Here is a 14,037-nt window from a genome sequence, read left to right on the forward strand (position 1 = left end):
TCTTGATCGGATTCCGTCTGGTGTTCTGTCGGTTGCCCAGTGGGTGAAACCCGTGTGCCGGGCCCGTTTCCTGTCTGAAAACATGGGGCGCATGAGCGCTGCAACCCCTCCCACCGAGCGCCGGGTCTCCGCCCGAGTCGGCGCGATCTCCGAGTCCGCCACCCTCGCCGTGGACGCCAAGGCCAAGGCCCTGAAGGCCGCCGGGCGTCCGGTGATCGGCTTCGGCGCCGGCGAGCCCGACTTCCCGACCCCGGACTACATCGTCGAGGCGGCCGTCGAGGCCTGCAAGAACCCGAAGTACCACCGGTACACGCCGGCCGGCGGTCTGCCCGAGCTGAAGGTCGCGATCGCCGCGAAGACGCTGCGCGACTCCGGCTACGAGGTCGACCCGGCGCAGATCCTGGTCACCAACGGCGGCAAGCAGGCGATCTACAACGCCTTCGCCGCGATCCTCGACCCGGGCGACGAGGTCATCGTCCCGGCGCCGTACTGGACGACGTACCCGGAGTCGATCCGTCTCGCCGGCGGTGTGCCGGTGGAGGTCGTGGCCGACGAGACCACCGGCTACCGGGTCTCGGTCGAGCAGCTGGAGGCGGCGCGCACCGAGAACACGAAGGTCGTGCTGTTCGTCTCCCCGTCCAACCCGACCGGCGCGGTCTACAGCGCCGCGGAGGCCGAGGCGATCGGCCGCTGGGCCGTGGAGCACGGCCTGTGGGTGATGACGGACGAGATCTACGAGCACCTCGTCTACGGCGACGCGACGTTCACCTCGCTGCCGGCGATCCTGCCCGAGCTGCGCGACAAGTGCGTGGTCGTCAACGGGGTCGCCAAGACGTACGCGATGACCGGCTGGCGGGTCGGGTGGATCATCGGCCCGAAGGACGTCGTGAAGGCCGCGACGAACCTCCAGTCGCACGCCACCTCCAACGTCTCCAACGTGGCCCAGGTCGCCGCGCTGGCCGCCGTCTCCGGTGACCTGGCGGCCGTGGAGAAGATGCGCGAGGCCTTCGACCGCCGCCGCCGGACGATCGTGCGGATGCTCAACGAGATCGACGGCGTGCTCTGCCCGGAGCCCGAGGGCGCGTTCTACGCGTACCCGTCGGTGAAGGGGCTGCTCGGCAAGGAGATCCGCGGCAGGCGCCCGCAGAACAGCACCGAGCTGGCCGAGCTGATCCTGGACGAGGCCGAGGTCGCGGTCGTCCCGGGCGAGGCCTTCGGTACGCCGGGCTACCTGCGGCTGTCGTACGCCCTGGGTGACGAGGATCTCGTCGAGGGCGTGAGCCGGATCCAGAAGCTGCTGGCGGAGGCCAGGGACTGACGTCCGTCTCCCTTACGGGGACCTGATCCCGAATGCGGGATCAGGTCCCCGCTGCTTTGTGCGAGCAAGACCACGTTCGGGGAATCGGCTACCGGGACGACACCCGGGTACGGCAGGATCGCTGAATGGAGCGTGTACGTGATGTCTCTGAGCTGCCGAAGGCCCATCTGCACCTGCACTTCACCGGGTCGATGCGGCCCGCGACCGTGCTGGAGCTGGCCGACAAGTACGGGGTGCGCCTGCCCGAGGCGCTGACCGACGCGCTGACCAGCGGGGAGCCGCCGAGACTGCGGGCCACGGACGAGCGCGGCTGGTTCCGCTTCCAGCGGCTGTACGACGCGGCGCGGTCCTGTCTGCGGCAGCCCGAGGACATACAGCGGCTGGTGCGGGAGGCCGCGGAGGAGGACATCAGGGACGGCTCCGGGTGGCTGGAGATCCAGGTCGACCCGACGTCGTACGCGCCCCTGCTGGGCGGGCTGATCCCGGCGCTGGAGATCATCCTGGACGCCGTGGAGACGGCCTCGCGGGATACCGGGCTCGGGATCCGTGTGCTGGTGGCGGCGAACCGCATGAAGCATCCGCTGGACGCCCGGACGCTGGCCCGGCTGGCGGTGCGGTACGCGGACCGGGGTGTGGTCGGTTTCGGGCTGTCGAACGACGAACGGCGGGGCATGGCGCGGGACTTCGACCGGGCCTTCGCCATCGCCCGGGACGGCGGGCTGCTGGCCGCGCCGCACGGCGGTGAGCTGACCGGCCCGTTCTCCGTGCGCGACTGCCTGGACGACCTGCACGCGACCCGGGTGGGGCACGGCGTGCGGGCGGCGGAGGATCCCCGGCTGCTGAAGCGGCTGGCCGAGCGGGGCGTGACCTGCGAGGTGTGCCCGGCGTCGAACGTGGCCCTCGGCGTCTACGAGAAGCCCGGTGACGTACCCCTGCGCACTCTGTTCGAGGCCGCGGTCCCGATGGCGCTGGGCGCCGACGACCCGCTGCTGTTCGGCTCCCGGCTGGCGGCACAGTACGAGATCGCCCGCCGGCACCACGGCTTCACGGACGCGGAACTGGCCGAACTGGCCCGCCAGTCGATCCGGGGGTCGGCGGCGCCGCCGGACATGAAGGCGAAGCTGCTGGCGGGCGTGGACGACTGGCTGGCGGCGTAGCCGGGCCGCGCCGCCCGCCCTACAGCCCGGCGCCCACCATCACGGGCTCGTTGACCAGCGTGATCCCGAACGCCTCGTGGACCCCGGCCACGACCTCCCGGGCCAGCGCGAGCAGGTCCTCGGTCGTGGCCTCGCCCCGGTTGGTGAGGGCGAGGGTGTGCTTGGTGGAGATCCGCGCGGGCCCGCTGCCGTAGCCCTTGGTGAAGCCCGCCTTGTCGATCAGCCAGGCCGCGGAGGTCTTGGTGTGCCCGTCGCCCGCCGGGTAGGAGGGCGGCTCCACGCCGTCGCCCAGCCGCTCCCGCACGCGCGCGTGGAACACCGCGAAGCCGGCGTCGGTGAGGATCGGGTTGGTGAAGAACGAGCCGGCCGACCAGGTGTCGTGGTCCTCGGCGTCCAGCACCATGCCCTTCCCGGCGCGCAGCTTCAGCACGGTCTGGCGGGCGGCGGTGAGCGGCACGCGGTCGCCTGCCGTCACGCCCAGCGCGCGGGCCGTCTCGGCGTACTTCAGCGGCGCCGACAGCCCGTCCGCGTCCTCCAGCTCGAAGCGGACGCGCAGGACGACGTACCGCTCGGGGTCGGCCTTGAAGCGGCTGTGGCGGTAGGAGAAGGCGCACTCGGCGTTGGTGAGCGTGACCGTCTCGCCCGCGCGGCGGTCGTAGGCGATCACCTCGGTGATGGTCGAGGAGACCTCCTGGCCGTACGCCCCCACGTTCTGGATCGGGGTCGCGCCGGCCGAGCCGGGGATGCCGGCGAGGCACTCGACACCGGCCAGCCCGGCCTCGACGGTGCGGGCGACGGCGTCGGTCCACACCTCGCCGGCGGCCAGCTCCAGCCGGTTGCCGGTCAGTTCGAAGCCGCGGGTGGCGATGCGCAGGGCGGTGCCGTCGAAGCCCTTGTCGCCGATGACGAGGTTCGAGCCGCCGCCGATCAGCAGCAGCGGCGTACCGGCGGCGTCGGCCTCGCGCACGGCGGCGATCACCTCGGCGTCGGTGGTCGCGGTCACCAGCCGGGTGGCGGGGCCGCCCAGCCGGAAGGTGGTCAGCGGGGCGAGCGGGGCGTCGTGAAGTTCCAGCACGCGCCCAAGCCTACGAGACCCCACCGACAGCCCCGTCCGGCGCGGCCCGCGCGGCCCTCCACGCGTGTGGGGCCCCGCCGGCGTCGGCGGGGCCCCACACGCGTGTGCCCTTCTCTCGATCTCCTGCCGTGCTCAGCGGTCGGCGCCCGCCAGGACCCGGTCGGCCCCGGCCTCGGCCCGCGCGCCGGTCTCCTCGGAGGCCCCGTCCCGACCCTCGCGCCGTGCCGTGGGGATCAGCAGCGCCGCGATGGCGGCCAGGGTCACGACGGCCGCACCGGTGACCAGGGCGGGCCGCAGCCCGTCCACGAACGCCTGCCCGGACTCGTAGCCGCCCTGCGCGGAGAAGATCGACGCCATGACGGCGATGCCGAGGGCGCCGCCGACCTCGCGCAGCGCGTTGTTCGCCCCGGAGGCGATCCCCTGTTCCTGGGCGCGGACGCTGGACATCACCAGGTTGGACGCGGGGGCGAAGAACAGGGCCATGCCGATTCCGCTGACGATCAGCCCGGGAAGCTGGACGGCGTAGGAGACGTCGACGGTCGCGACGGCGGCCATCCAGGCGAGTCCGGCGGCCTGGAGGAAGAGCCCGGTGGCGACGACCGGCCGCCCGCCGATCCGGTCGGAGAGGATCCCGGCGATCGGTGCGACGAGCATCGGCATGCCGGTCCACGGCAGCATCCGCAGCCCCGCCTCGGTGGGCGAGTAGCCGAGGACGCCCTGCATGTACTGGCTGAGCAGGAAGATCGACCCGAACATGCCGAGGAACATGAGCAGGCTGGCCGCGTTGATCCCGGCGAAGGCCCGTGAGCGGAACAGCCGCATCGGCAGCATGGGGTTGGCCGCGCGGACGCCGTGCAGCACGAAGGCGACGAGCAGCGCGCTGCCCGCGAACAGCCCGGTCAGCACGAGGGGGCTGGTCCAGCCGTCGGCCGGCCCGCGCACCAGGCCGTAGACGATCCCGAAGAGACCGCCGCTGGCGAGCAGTGTGCCGGGGATGTCGAGGGGCGCGCCGGTGCCGTGCGACTCGGCGAGCCGCAGCCGGGCGAGCGGCAGCAGGGCGAGGCCCAGCGGAACGTTCAGCCAGAAGATCCAGTGCCAGGACACATGTTCGGTGAGGCTGCCGCCGATGAGCGGCCCGGAGGCCACCGCGAGCCCGTTGACGGCCCCCCAGATCCCGTACGCCATCCCGCGCTTGGCGGCGGGCACGGCGGCCGTGAGGAGGGTGAGCGTCAGCGGCATCATGATCGCCGCGCCGACGCCCTGGACCGCGCGGGCGGCGATGAGGGAGTCGATGCCGGGCGCCATGGCCGCGGCGGCGGAGGCACCGGTGAAGACGGTGAGCCCGGCGAGGAACATCCGCCGCCGGCCGAAGCGGTCACCGAGCGCCGCGCCGAACATCAGCAGGACGGCGAAGGTGAGGGTGTACGCGCTCACCGTCCATTCGAGGTCGTCCAGCGCCCCGCCGAGATCCTCGCGGATCGAGGGCAGGGCGGTGGTGACGACCAGGTTGTCGAGGGACGCCATGAACCCGGCGGCGCCGGTGATGACGAGAGCCCAGACGGCTCCCCCGCGGCGTTCGGTCGGACGTGCTTTCTGCTGTGACATCGCTCCCCCAGCGGTTGGTCGATCTTCGGCTTCTTCGATTAGTAATCGATTACTAACTTCCGCGGTCATGGAAATGCGCCGAAACCCCGCGCTTCCCGACCGCCTACTTCTCCAGTCGGCCCTTCAGCCGAGCCGACGGATACATCCCTTCCCACACTCGGTGTTCGGGCGCGAACCCCATGGCCACCAGGCAGTTGATGAGCATGCCGTACGCCAGGAACTGAGTCGTCCCGTTCGCGTCGGCGCCGAGCGGCAGATGGACGGTGTCCCACAGCCGCATCCACCCGGCCCGCACGGCCTCGCCGAAGGCGTGGTCGCCCTCCGCCTCCGCCGCGGCCACCGCGACGTACGTCTGCATCTGCATCATCAGCCGCTCGGGCTGTTCCGCGATCATCTGGGTGTACGCGTTCGCCATGGCGTGCAGGGCCTCTTCGCCGGTCAGCCCCTTGCCGGCCTCCTCGAACGTACGGACCGTGTCGTCCATGCAGCGCGTGGAAGCAGCGAGGAAGATCGCCTTCTTGCCCGGGAAGAGCCGGAAGAGATACGGCTGCGAAACGCCCACCCGCTTGGCGATCGCCTCGGTGGACGTACCGTGATAGCCGCCCCGCGCGAACTCGCTCGTCGCCGCGCGGATGACGCTCTCGCGCCGCTCTTCTGCGCTCATCCTGGCCATGCGACTAAGTTAGTACTCAATCACTAACTAGGTCAAGGCTTCATCGGGGCTCCTCGGGAACGCCCCCTCCCCCTCACCCGTTGTCGCAGGCAGGGGGCCGGACACGCGTAAGGGGCGCCCCACCATGGAGCACGCCCCTTACCGCACTGCACTCAACAGCACCGCACCGCGTCATGATCCCGCGGCGCACTCCCGCCGTCTCAGGCCAGCCGCACGACCGCCCGGGACATCCCGAGCACCTTCAGCCCGCCGCAGGTCACCGTCAGGTCGACCCGCACGGTGTTGTCCTCGAGCTTGGCGCCCACCTTGGCGGTGACCTCGATCACGGCACCCTGGTCGTCGTTCGGGACCACGACGGGCTTGGTGAAGCGGACGCCGTAGTCGACGACCGCGCCCGGGTCGCCCGTCCAGTCGGTGACCACACGGATCGCCTCGGCCATGGTGAACATGCCGTGCGCGATGACGTCCGGCAGGCCCACCTCCTTGGCGAACCGCTCGTTCCAGTGGATGGGGTTGAAGTCCCCGGAGGCGCCCGCGTACTGCACGAGAGTGGCGCGGGTCACCGGGAAGGTCTGCGCCGGCAGCTCGGTGCCGACCTCGACATCGGCGTAAGCGATCCTGGCCGTCATCGGTTTCTCACGCCTCCTCGGCCGCGCGGGCCACGAGCTTGGTCCAGGCGGTCACGACGTGCTCGCCGGCCTCGTCGTGCACCTCGCCACGGATGTCCAGGACGTCGTTGCCCGCCAGGGACTTGATCCCCTCGATGGTCGAGGTGACCGTGAGCCGGTCACCGGCGCGCACCGGACGCCGGTAGGCGAACTTCTGGTCGCCGTGCACCACCCGGCTGTAGTCGAGGCCCAGCTGCGGGTCCTGGACGACCTGCCCCGCGGCCTTGAAGGTGATCGAGAACACAAAGGTCGGCGGCGCGATCACATCGGCGTACCCGAGCGCCTTGGCGGCCTCCGGGTCGGTGTACACCGGGTTGGTCTCCCCCACGGCCTCCGCGAACTCGCGGATCTTCTCCCGACCTACCTCATAGGGGTCGGTGGGCGGGTAGCTCCGCCCCACGAAGGACTGGTCGAGCGCCATGGGCTCGGCACCTCCTGCTTGCTCTACTGACCGGTACGGGTCGCTCAACGACGCGAGGCCGCCCCCGATCACTCGGGGACGGCCTCGCATACGAGCCTGATTTATCGCGTTTCGCGGTGCGCGGTGTGCGCGTTGCAACGCGGGCAGTGCTTCTTCATCTCCAGTCGGTCCGGGTTGTTACGCCGGTTCTTCTTGGTGATGTAGTTCCGCTCCTTGCACTCCACGCAGGCCAGCGTGATCTTCGGGCGGACGTCGGTGGCAGCCACGTGAGTGCTCCTTGACGAACGGATGGGACATATAACGCAAGAAAGAGTAGCCGATCGAAGGACCGACCCCACAATCGGCTACTGTCAGTAGCGGTGACCGGACTTGAACCGGTGACACAGCGATTATGAGCCGCTTGCTCTACCGACTGAGCTACACCGCTTTGATGGGATCAGGTCCCGCCTCACGACGGGAACCTCACCCACCAGAGCCCCAATACGGAATCGAACCGTAGACCTTCTCCTTACCATGGAGACGCTCTGCCGACTGAGCTATTGGGGCGAGCGATGAAGACATTACACGGTCCGCAGCCGTTCACCCAAATCCGTTTCCGGGGGCCCTCCGCGGCCGCCCGGGCGGCCGTTTCCCCGGTCTCCCGCCGCTCCCGCGAGCCCCTCCCGCCCGCCGGACCACACCGGTACGACTATTGCGCTCCTCCCCAACAGCGCCGGGCCCCCGCCCTAGGCTCGACTCACTCTGTGTGATCTTGCGTCCCCCCGCGCAGTGCCCGATCCTCCTGGAGCGCGATGCCCGACAGCCAGCCGCAGCCGTCCCCCTGGTCGTCCTCGTCCGGTGCCCCGGGAGGTACGCCGGACCCGGCCGCCCTGCTGCTGTGCGGGGCGCGACTGACGGACGGCCGGACCGTGGACGTACGGCTGAGCCGCGGTCGTATCGAGGCGGTCGGCACGGTCGGCAGCCTGGCCCCCGGCCCGGCCCGCTCCCCCGGCACCCGCGTCGATCTCAGCGGCTATCTGCTGCTCCCCGCCCCCGCCGAGCCGCACGCCCACGCCGACACCGCCCTGTCGGCCGACTCCGACGGCCCCGTCTCGTACGCCCCGCAGGACGTCCAGCGCCGTGCCACCGAGGCCGCGCTGCTGCAACTCGGCCACGGCGCGACCGCGTTGCGCGCCCATGTGCGGGTGGGCGACGTCCAGGGCCTCGGCGCGCTCACCGCCGTCCTGCGGGCCAGGCGCTCGCTGCACGGGCTCGCGGAGCTGTCCGCGGTGGCGGTGCCCCGGATGCTGACCGGGGTGGCCGGGGCGGACGGCCTCGCGATACTGCGCGACGCGGTGAAGATGGGCGCCTCCGTGGTGGGCGGCTGCCCGGACCTGGACCCGGATCCCACGGGGTACGTGGAGGCCGTCCTCGAAGTCGCCTCCGAACACGGCTGCCCCGTCGACCTGCACACCGACGCCGCCGAGCCGGCCCGGCTCGCCCGGCTCGCCGCCATGGCGGGCGGCCTGCGCCCCGGCGTCACCCTGAGCCCCTGCGGCGGCCTCGACCGCCTCCCCGCCGAGGCCGCCGGCCGCACCGCCGACCAGCTGGCCGCCGCCGGTGTCAGCGTGGTGTGCCTGCCCCAGGGCGGCTGCGGGGGCGTGGAGGAGCGCGGCACAGCGCCCGTACGACTGCTGCGCGCGGCCGGCGTCAGAGTGGCGGCCGGCAGCGGCACGCTGCGGGACATCTCCAACCCCGTCGGCCGGGGCGACCCGCTCGAGGCCGCCTACCTGCTCGCCTCCCGCCACGGCCTGCGCCCCGAGGACGCCTACGACGCCGTGAGCGCGTCCGCGCGGGCGGTGCTGGCGCTGCCCGAGGTCCGGGTTGAGGCGGGCTTCCCTGCCGACCTGCTGGCGGTCCGCGGCGACCGGCTCTCCGCCGCGCTCTCGCTGGCGTACAGCCGCATCGTGATCCACCGGGGGCGCGTGGTGGCACGGACGAGCGCGGTGCGCGAGTACTCCACCTCGGCGGCGACCGCGGAGTTGGGACTGCCCCGGCAGGGGCGGGGGGAGCTGTCGTAGGGGTGGCCTCGTAGGGGTGGCCTTGGAGGGGTGGCCTTGGAGGGGTGGCCTTGGAGGGGTGGCCTTGGAGAAGTGGTGCGGCGGCGTGGGGCGGAGTTGCGGGGCGGACGGGGCCGCCCGGGCGTACGGTCGGAAGCATGCGCATTGTCATCGCTGGTGGTCATGGTCAGATCGCGCTGCTGCTGGAGCGTAGGCTCGCCGCGCGCGGGGACGAGGTGGCGGGAATCATCCGCAAGGCCGAACAGGCCGACGACCTGCGGGCGGCGGGGGCCGAACCGGTCGTCCTGGACCTGGAGTCGGCGTCGGTCGAGGCGATCGCCGAGCGGCTGCGCGGCGCGGACGCCGCGGTGTTCGCGGCGGGCGCGGGCCCGGGCAGCGGTACGGCCCGCAAGAACACCGTCGACAAGGGCGCGGCGGTGCTGTTCGCGGACGCGGCGGTCCTGGCCGGCGTACGGCGGTTCCTGGTGGTGTCGTCGATGGGCGCGAACGCGAAGCACGAGGGGCGCGAGGTCTTCGACGTCTATCTGCGCGCCAAGGGCGAGGCGGACGCCCACGTCACGCGGCAGAAGTCCCTCGACTGGACGATCCTGCGCCCCGGCGCGCTCACCGACGAACCCGGCACCGGCCTGGTCCGCCTGGAGGCCCACACGGGCCGTGGGCCCGTCTCCCGCGCGGACGTGGCCGCGGTCCTGGTGGAACTCCTGGACTCCCCGGCGACGGCCGGCCTGACCCTCGAACTCATCGGCGGCCCGGTGCCGGTGTCGGTGGCGGTGAAGTCGGTGGCGGGCAACTGAGCACGGGCGGGCGCAGGTACCTAGAACAGGGGCAACTGGCCCGGGAACTCCGGCATCACATAACCGTCCAACGAGGGCTGGGCGGCGCCCAGTTGCGCCGTGCGGCGCGAGCCGGGACAGGAGATCAGCTCTCCGCTCTCCCGCGCCCCGGGCGGGTCGTGCCGGGCGAACCGTCCGGCGACGACGGCGATCTCTCGACGGCACTCGGGACAGGTTCTGCGACGGCTGGACATGGGGCCAGTGTGCCCCAGTGGGCCACCCGGGTACCCTCGCGCGACGCACGCCCCGCTCGCCGCGCGGAACCGCCCCCGCCTCCCTAGCATCCGAAATGTGGCACATACCTTCGACGAACTCGTGCAGAAGCAGCGCGCGGCCGACGAGGCACACGTGAGGGTGCTTCAACTGCGGGACGACTACGGCGCGCCCACCGACACCCCTTGGTCGGAGACCCAGACCGACACGTACGAGACCGCCTGGCGCGCGTGGCGCGATCTCGCCCGCGACGTCCAGGCCGCGGTGACGGACTACTCCAAGGCGGAGGGCAAGGCACGCAACGAAGTGGAGGCCGACGTGAAGCGCGAGGCGAAGTCCCCAGAGGCCGAAGAAGCCGCGGAAGCCGCGGAGGAGCCTCCAGCGGAGCAGTGAAAGGGAAACGGGAGGACATACGACGAAGGGCCCGTGACCTGCTGCGTTAGCAGGTCACGGGCCCTTCGCTCTCAGCGTGGCGGCGCCAGGATTCGAACCTGGGAAGGCTGAGCCGGCAGATTTACAGTCTGCTCCCTTTGGCCGCTCGGGCACACCGCCGGGGTTTGCCGCCGTTCGAACCGCTTTTCGGCGGTGCTCTCTGGCAACGACGTAAACAATACCCGATACCGAGGGGTGCTTCGCCACCTGATTGATCTGCACCGGGAGGACCGCGGGTGGCTAGGCTTGTCCGGATGCGACCCGGGACCACGCCGGGCTCGGCGGCAACCCCACGTACGCCGACACGCACCCCGACACCCCGATACAAGGAGCCACAGGACATGGCCGACTCCAGTTTCGACATCGTCTCGAAGGTCGAGCGGCAGGAGGTCGACAACGCCCTCAACCAGGCCGCCAAGGAGATCTCGCAGCGCTACGACTTCAAGGGCGTGGGCGCCTCGATCTCGTGGTCCGGTGAAAAGATCCTGATGGAGGCGAACTCCGAGGACCGGGTGAACGCCGTCCTCGACGTCTTCCAGTCGAAGCTGATCAAGCGCGGGATCTCGCTGAAGGCCCTGGACGCGGGCGAGCCCCAGCTCTCCGGCAAGGAGTACAAGCTCTTCGCGGAGATCAAGGAAGGCATCTCCCAGGACAACGCGAAGAAGGTCGCGAAGCTCATCCGCGACGAGGGCCCCAAGGGCGTGAAGGCCCAGGTGCAGGGGGACGAACTGCGCGTCAGCTCCAAGAGCCGTGACGACCTCCAGGCCGTCATCGCCCTGCTGAAGGGCCAGGACTTCGACTTCGCGCTCCAGTTCGTGAACTACCGGTAGTCGGCCACTGGCCACGCACTCCCGGTGGCGAGGAAGGGTGGGTACCCGGGCCGGAACCCGGCGGTGCCCACCCTTCTCGTACGTGGGCCGCGTCAGGGGCGCGCGAGTCGCCCGAGTGGCGGAGCCCTTCGCGCTAGTCGCGTGAGTTGCCGAACAGGATCCGGTAGGCGATCAGCAGCACCAGCGAGCCGCCGATCGCGGCGGCCCAGGTGGCGCCGTCGTAGAAGTCCTTGGCGATGGGGTGGTCCAGCCAGCGGGCCGAGATCCAGCCGCCGATGAACGCGCCCGCGATGCCGATGACGGTCGTTCCGATGAAGCCGCCCGGGTCACGCCCCGGCAGCAGGACCTTGGCGATGACTCCGGCCAACAGCCCCAGGATGATCCAGCTGATGATGCCCATGTCCTGAACCTGCCCTTCCGTGCTGTGCCCTCACTGTCCGAGAACTGTGATCTTGCTCGCTCCGGACGGGCAGTGCTCACTTCCCGGCCCCACGCCCCCCGTCCTGCCTCGCACGCGGGTTCGTGCCGAGTTGATGTGCACGACGTCACGACGGCACCCCGCGGTTCCCCCGGTCAGTAGGGTGCGGCACATGACACCGCCCGTATCCTCCACCCAGCTCCGACGGACCCTGGGCGTCGGTGACGCCGTGGTCATCGGGCTCGGCTCGATGATCGGGGCAGGCGTCTTCGCCGCCCTGGCTCCCGCCGCGGCCGCGGCCGGTTCCGGGCTGCTGCTCGGACTCGCCCTCGCCGCGTTGGTCGCCTATTGCAACGCCATGTCGTCGGCGCGCCTCGCCGCCCGCTATCCGGCCTCGGGCGGCACCTATGTGTACGGACGCGAGCGCCTGGGGGCGTTCTGGGGCTACCTGGCCGGCTGGTCGTTCGTGGTCGGCAAGACGGCCTCCTGTGCGGCGATGGCGCTGACGGTGGGGGCGTACGTCTGGCCCGCACAGGCGCACGCGGTGGCGGTCGCGGCCGTGGTGGCGCTGACCGCGGTGAACTACGGCGGCGTCCAGAAGTCGGCCTGGCTGACGCGGGGGATCGTGGCGGTGGTCCTGGCGGTCCTCGCTTCCGTGGTCGTGGTGTGCCTGGGGTCCGGGGCGTCCGACGCCGGGCGGCTGGACATCGGGGCCTCCGGGGGTGTCGGCGGGGTGCTCCAGGCGGCCGGTCTGCTGTTCTTCGCGTTCGCCGGATACGCGCGCATCGCGACCCTCGGCGAGGAGGTACGCGATCCCGCGCGCACCATCCCGCGCGCGATCCCCCTGGCTCTGGGCATCACGCTGGCCGTGTACGCGTGTGTGGCGGTCGCCGTCCTTTCCGTGCTGGGGGCGGACACCCTGGGGCGGGCCACCGCGCCGCTGGCGGACGCGGTGCGGGCGGCGGGGGTGCCGGGGCTGGTTCCGGTGGTACGGGCCGGGGCCGCCGTGGCCGCGCTGGGCTCGCTGCTCGCCCTCATCCTGGGCGTCTCGCGCACGACACTGGCCATGGCCCGGGACCACCATCTGCCCGGCGCCCTGGCGGCCGTGCATCCGCGTTTCCAGGTACCGCACCGGGCCGAACTGGTCGTGGGCGCGGTGGTCGCGGTCCTCGCCGCCACAGTGGACGTACGGGGCGCGATCGGCTTCTCCTCCTTCGGTGTGCTGGCGTACTACGCGGTGGCCAACGCCTCGGCCTGGACCCTGCATCCGGCCCCGACGGCACGCGTGCTGCCGGCGGTGGGCCTGGTGGGGTGCATGGTGCTGGCGTTCGCACTGCCGGTGACGTCGGTGGTCGTGGGGGCGGGTGTGCTGGCGGTGGGGGTGCTCGCGTACGGGGTGCGACGGTGGGCGGGGGGACAGCGCGGAAGCGCGTGACGCCGGTGACGCCTGTAACGCACGGGCGGGGTGCGGCTGCGCGTGCGGTGCGCTGTGTGGGTGTACGTCGGGCGTCGGGCGGTGGGCGGGCGGCCGACGGCGGGCTCACCGTGGCGGTGGCCCGTGGCGGTGGCCTGTAGCCACTGGCCCGTGCACGCGTCCGTGACTGCGGCGGTGCCCTGGATGCTCGGCGGGCAGGGGGCGTTCGGGGCGCGCTCCTCCCCGGCTAAGCCGTCGTCCCTTCCGCCGTCGCACGTATCCGGAACTCCGTCCACGGGGGCATGTCCAGCCCTTCGTCCGGGACGTCATACCAGCCCGTGCCGTCGAGCCAGGCGTGCAGCCAGTCCGTGAGGCTGGGGGCGTCGACGAACCAGGCCTGGTCGGGGTCGCCGGGGTTGGGTTCGAAGAGCAGGACCGGCGCCTGCGGGGAGCGGCAGTCCACGCACGCGTACATCCCGCAGCCCCAGTGGGATATCGGCAGGACGCCCTCGGGCCAGGGCCACTCGGGGTCCTCCAGGCCGCTCTTGCGCTGGGCGAGGTATTGGGTGACGGCGGAGGGTTCACCGGCGGGCGGGCTGTCGAGCAGGGGCAGCAGGCCGTACTCCGGGCCGAATCCGCCGTCCCCTGTCCGCAGGTAGAGGTCGGCGAGGAGCGGGGGCAGGCGGAAGCCGAGGGCTGCCTCGGCGCGGGCCAGGGTGGCCGCGTCCATGGGGTCGGGGAGTGAAGTCCACCCCCATGGCCGGGTGGTGGCCGCCTTGGCCGCCACCCTTGCCAGCAACTGCTCGTTCTCGGTCATGCGTTCATGGTGCACGCCGCCACTGACAATCGGGGCGTCCTGTGGACAACCGGCCGATTGTGGAAATCCGGGGAACCCCTGCGAGGCGGGCCCGCGGTCCGCA

At 71.6% G+C, this 14,037-nt stretch carries 16 protein-coding genes and 3 tRNA genes; 7 read left to right on the forward strand and 12 right to left on the reverse strand.

The features are described 5' to 3' along the window. Positions 1-91 precede the first annotated feature (91 nt). Together ACZ6D7_RS30520 and ACZ6D7_RS30525 are read left to right on the forward strand one after the other, a co-directional pair. A complete protein-coding gene (locus ACZ6D7_RS30520; RefSeq protein WP_469497586.1) occupies positions 92-1,318 on the forward strand; it encodes a pyridoxal phosphate-dependent aminotransferase in 1,227 nt (408 codons plus the stop codon). A 125-nt stretch (positions 1,319-1,443) separates the two neighbouring features. Further along, complete coding sequence (locus tag ACZ6D7_RS30525) at positions 1,444-2,475, forward strand: adenosine deaminase (RefSeq protein WP_469497589.1); 1,032 nt, start codon at positions 1,444-1,446, stop codon at positions 2,473-2,475. A gap of 19 nt (positions 2,476-2,494) precedes the next feature. Here the strand turns inward: ACZ6D7_RS30525 and ACZ6D7_RS30530 are convergent, their stop codons facing one another. From ACZ6D7_RS30530 to ACZ6D7_RS30565, 8 genes are all read right to left on the reverse strand, one after another. Beyond that, positions 2,495-3,550: a UDP-N-acetylmuramate dehydrogenase gene (locus tag ACZ6D7_RS30530; RefSeq protein ID WP_469497591.1), complete on the reverse strand. Its 1,056-nt coding sequence runs from the start codon at positions 3,548-3,550 to the stop codon at positions 2,495-2,497. 132 nt (positions 3,551-3,682) lie between these two features. Continuing rightward, the gene (locus ACZ6D7_RS30535) at positions 3,683-5,155 is read right to left on the reverse strand and encodes an MFS transporter (RefSeq protein ID WP_469497594.1); all 1,473 of its coding nucleotides are present in this window, start codon (positions 5,153-5,155) and stop codon (positions 3,683-3,685) included. Positions 5,156-5,258: 103 nt separating this feature from the next. Further along, positions 5,259-5,828: a TetR/AcrR family transcriptional regulator gene (locus ACZ6D7_RS30540; RefSeq protein WP_469497597.1), complete on the reverse strand. Its 570-nt coding sequence runs from the start codon at positions 5,826-5,828 to the stop codon at positions 5,259-5,261. Between the two features lie 200 nt (positions 5,829-6,028). Then, complete coding sequence (locus ACZ6D7_RS30545; protein ID WP_469497600.1) at positions 6,029-6,457, reverse strand: MaoC family dehydratase; 429 nt, start codon at positions 6,455-6,457, stop codon at positions 6,029-6,031. Positions 6,458-6,464: 7 nt separating this feature from the next. Further along, positions 6,465-6,917: an FAS1-like dehydratase domain-containing protein gene (locus tag ACZ6D7_RS30550; RefSeq protein ID WP_469497603.1), complete on the reverse strand. Its 453-nt coding sequence runs from the start codon at positions 6,915-6,917 to the stop codon at positions 6,465-6,467. A gap of 101 nt (positions 6,918-7,018) precedes the next feature. Continuing rightward, positions 7,019-7,183 carry a 50S ribosomal protein L33 gene (gene rpmG, locus ACZ6D7_RS30555; RefSeq protein WP_003948671.1) on the reverse strand — a complete coding sequence of 55 codons (165 nt, stop codon included), beginning with the start codon at positions 7,181-7,183 and terminating at the stop codon, positions 7,019-7,021. A gap of 88 nt (positions 7,184-7,271) precedes the next feature. Then, positions 7,272-7,344 (reverse strand) — tRNA-Met (locus tag ACZ6D7_RS30560). 46 nt (positions 7,345-7,390) lie between these two features. Next, positions 7,391-7,463, reverse strand: a tRNA-Thr gene (locus ACZ6D7_RS30565). 245 nt (positions 7,464-7,708) lie between these two features. Here ACZ6D7_RS30565 and ACZ6D7_RS30570 point away from each other — a divergent pair. Both ACZ6D7_RS30570 and ACZ6D7_RS30575 read left to right on the forward strand, forming a co-directional pair. Continuing rightward, positions 7,709-8,977, forward strand: a complete 1,269-nt coding sequence (locus ACZ6D7_RS30570) for an amidohydrolase family protein (protein WP_469497606.1) — start codon at positions 7,709-7,711, stop codon at positions 8,975-8,977. 137 nt (positions 8,978-9,114) lie between these two features. Then, the gene (locus ACZ6D7_RS30575; RefSeq protein WP_469497608.1) at positions 9,115-9,771 is read left to right on the forward strand and encodes an SDR family oxidoreductase; all 657 of its coding nucleotides are present in this window, start codon (positions 9,115-9,117) and stop codon (positions 9,769-9,771) included. Between the two features lie 20 nt (positions 9,772-9,791). Here the strand turns inward: ACZ6D7_RS30575 and ACZ6D7_RS30580 are convergent, their stop codons facing one another. Further along, a complete protein-coding gene (locus ACZ6D7_RS30580; protein ID WP_469497611.1) occupies positions 9,792-10,004 on the reverse strand; it encodes a hypothetical protein in 213 nt (70 codons plus the stop codon). Between the two features lie 97 nt (positions 10,005-10,101). On the opposite strand from ACZ6D7_RS30580, the gene ACZ6D7_RS30585 reads away from it, so the two are divergent. After that, positions 10,102-10,416: a hypothetical protein gene (locus ACZ6D7_RS30585; RefSeq protein WP_469497614.1), complete on the forward strand. Its 315-nt coding sequence runs from the start codon at positions 10,102-10,104 to the stop codon at positions 10,414-10,416. A gap of 77 nt (positions 10,417-10,493) precedes the next feature. Here ACZ6D7_RS30585 and ACZ6D7_RS30590 read toward each other — a convergent pair. Then, positions 10,494-10,575, reverse strand: a tRNA-Tyr gene (locus tag ACZ6D7_RS30590). Between the two features lie 221 nt (positions 10,576-10,796). Between ACZ6D7_RS30590 and ACZ6D7_RS30595 the strand changes: the two genes are divergently transcribed. Beyond that, entirely contained in the window at positions 10,797-11,285 is a 489-nt protein-coding gene (locus ACZ6D7_RS30595) for a YajQ family cyclic di-GMP-binding protein (RefSeq protein WP_352347812.1), read from the forward strand. A 133-nt stretch (positions 11,286-11,418) separates the two neighbouring features. Here ACZ6D7_RS30595 and ACZ6D7_RS30600 read toward each other — a convergent pair whose 3' ends face one another. Then, a complete protein-coding gene (locus tag ACZ6D7_RS30600; RefSeq protein ID WP_469497617.1) occupies positions 11,419-11,685 on the reverse strand; it encodes a GlsB/YeaQ/YmgE family stress response membrane protein in 267 nt (88 codons plus the stop codon). Positions 11,686-11,875: 190 nt separating this feature from the next. Between ACZ6D7_RS30600 and ACZ6D7_RS30605 the strand changes: the two genes are divergently transcribed. Further along, entirely contained in the window at positions 11,876-13,138 is a 1,263-nt protein-coding gene (locus ACZ6D7_RS30605; protein ID WP_469497620.1) for an APC family permease, read from the forward strand. Positions 13,139-13,364: 226 nt separating this feature from the next. Here the strand turns inward: ACZ6D7_RS30605 and ACZ6D7_RS30610 are convergent, their stop codons facing one another. Continuing rightward, positions 13,365-13,934, reverse strand: coding sequence for an SMI1/KNR4 family protein (locus tag ACZ6D7_RS30610; RefSeq protein WP_469497623.1), 570 nt, complete (start codon positions 13,932-13,934; stop codon positions 13,365-13,367). Positions 13,935-14,037 lie beyond the last annotated feature (103 nt).

This window comes from Streptomyces sp. NPDC041784, from assembly GCF_055591025.1.

What these genes read in the sequence shown, in the direction of transcription:
- ACZ6D7_RS30520 (WP_469497586.1), top strand. Translation starts at nt 92, where the DNA reads ATGAGCGCTGCAACCCCTCCCACCGAGCGCCGGGTCTCCGCCCGAGTC.
- ACZ6D7_RS30525 (WP_469497589.1), top strand. Translation starts at nt 1,444, where the DNA reads ATGGAGCGTGTACGTGATGTCTCTGAGCTGCCGAAGGCCCATCTGCAC.
- ACZ6D7_RS30535 (WP_469497594.1), bottom strand. Translation starts at nt 5,155, where the DNA reads ATGTCACAGCAGAAAGCACGTCCGACCGAACGCCGCGGGGGAGCCGTC.
- ACZ6D7_RS30540 (WP_469497597.1), bottom strand. Translation starts at nt 5,828, where the DNA reads ATGGCCAGGATGAGCGCAGAAGAGCGGCGCGAGAGCGTCATCCGCGCG.
- ACZ6D7_RS30545 (WP_469497600.1), bottom strand. Translation starts at nt 6,457, where the DNA reads ATGACGGCCAGGATCGCTTACGCCGATGTCGAGGTCGGCACCGAGCTG.
- ACZ6D7_RS30550 (WP_469497603.1), bottom strand. Translation starts at nt 6,917, where the DNA reads ATGGCGCTCGACCAGTCCTTCGTGGGGCGGAGCTACCCGCCCACCGAC.
- ACZ6D7_RS30570 (WP_469497606.1), top strand. Translation starts at nt 7,709, where the DNA reads ATGCCCGACAGCCAGCCGCAGCCGTCCCCCTGGTCGTCCTCGTCCGGT.
- ACZ6D7_RS30575 (WP_469497608.1), top strand. Translation starts at nt 9,115, where the DNA reads ATGCGCATTGTCATCGCTGGTGGTCATGGTCAGATCGCGCTGCTGCTG.
- ACZ6D7_RS30580 (WP_469497611.1), bottom strand. Translation starts at nt 10,004, where the DNA reads ATGTCCAGCCGTCGCAGAACCTGTCCCGAGTGCCGTCGAGAGATCGCC.
- ACZ6D7_RS30595 (WP_352347812.1), top strand. Translation starts at nt 10,797, where the DNA reads ATGGCCGACTCCAGTTTCGACATCGTCTCGAAGGTCGAGCGGCAGGAG.
- ACZ6D7_RS30600 (WP_469497617.1), bottom strand. Translation starts at nt 11,685, where the DNA reads ATGGGCATCATCAGCTGGATCATCCTGGGGCTGTTGGCCGGAGTCATC.
- ACZ6D7_RS30605 (WP_469497620.1), top strand. Translation starts at nt 11,876, where the DNA reads ATGACACCGCCCGTATCCTCCACCCAGCTCCGACGGACCCTGGGCGTC.
- ACZ6D7_RS30610 (WP_469497623.1), bottom strand. Translation starts at nt 13,934, where the DNA reads ATGACCGAGAACGAGCAGTTGCTGGCAAGGGTGGCGGCCAAGGCGGCC.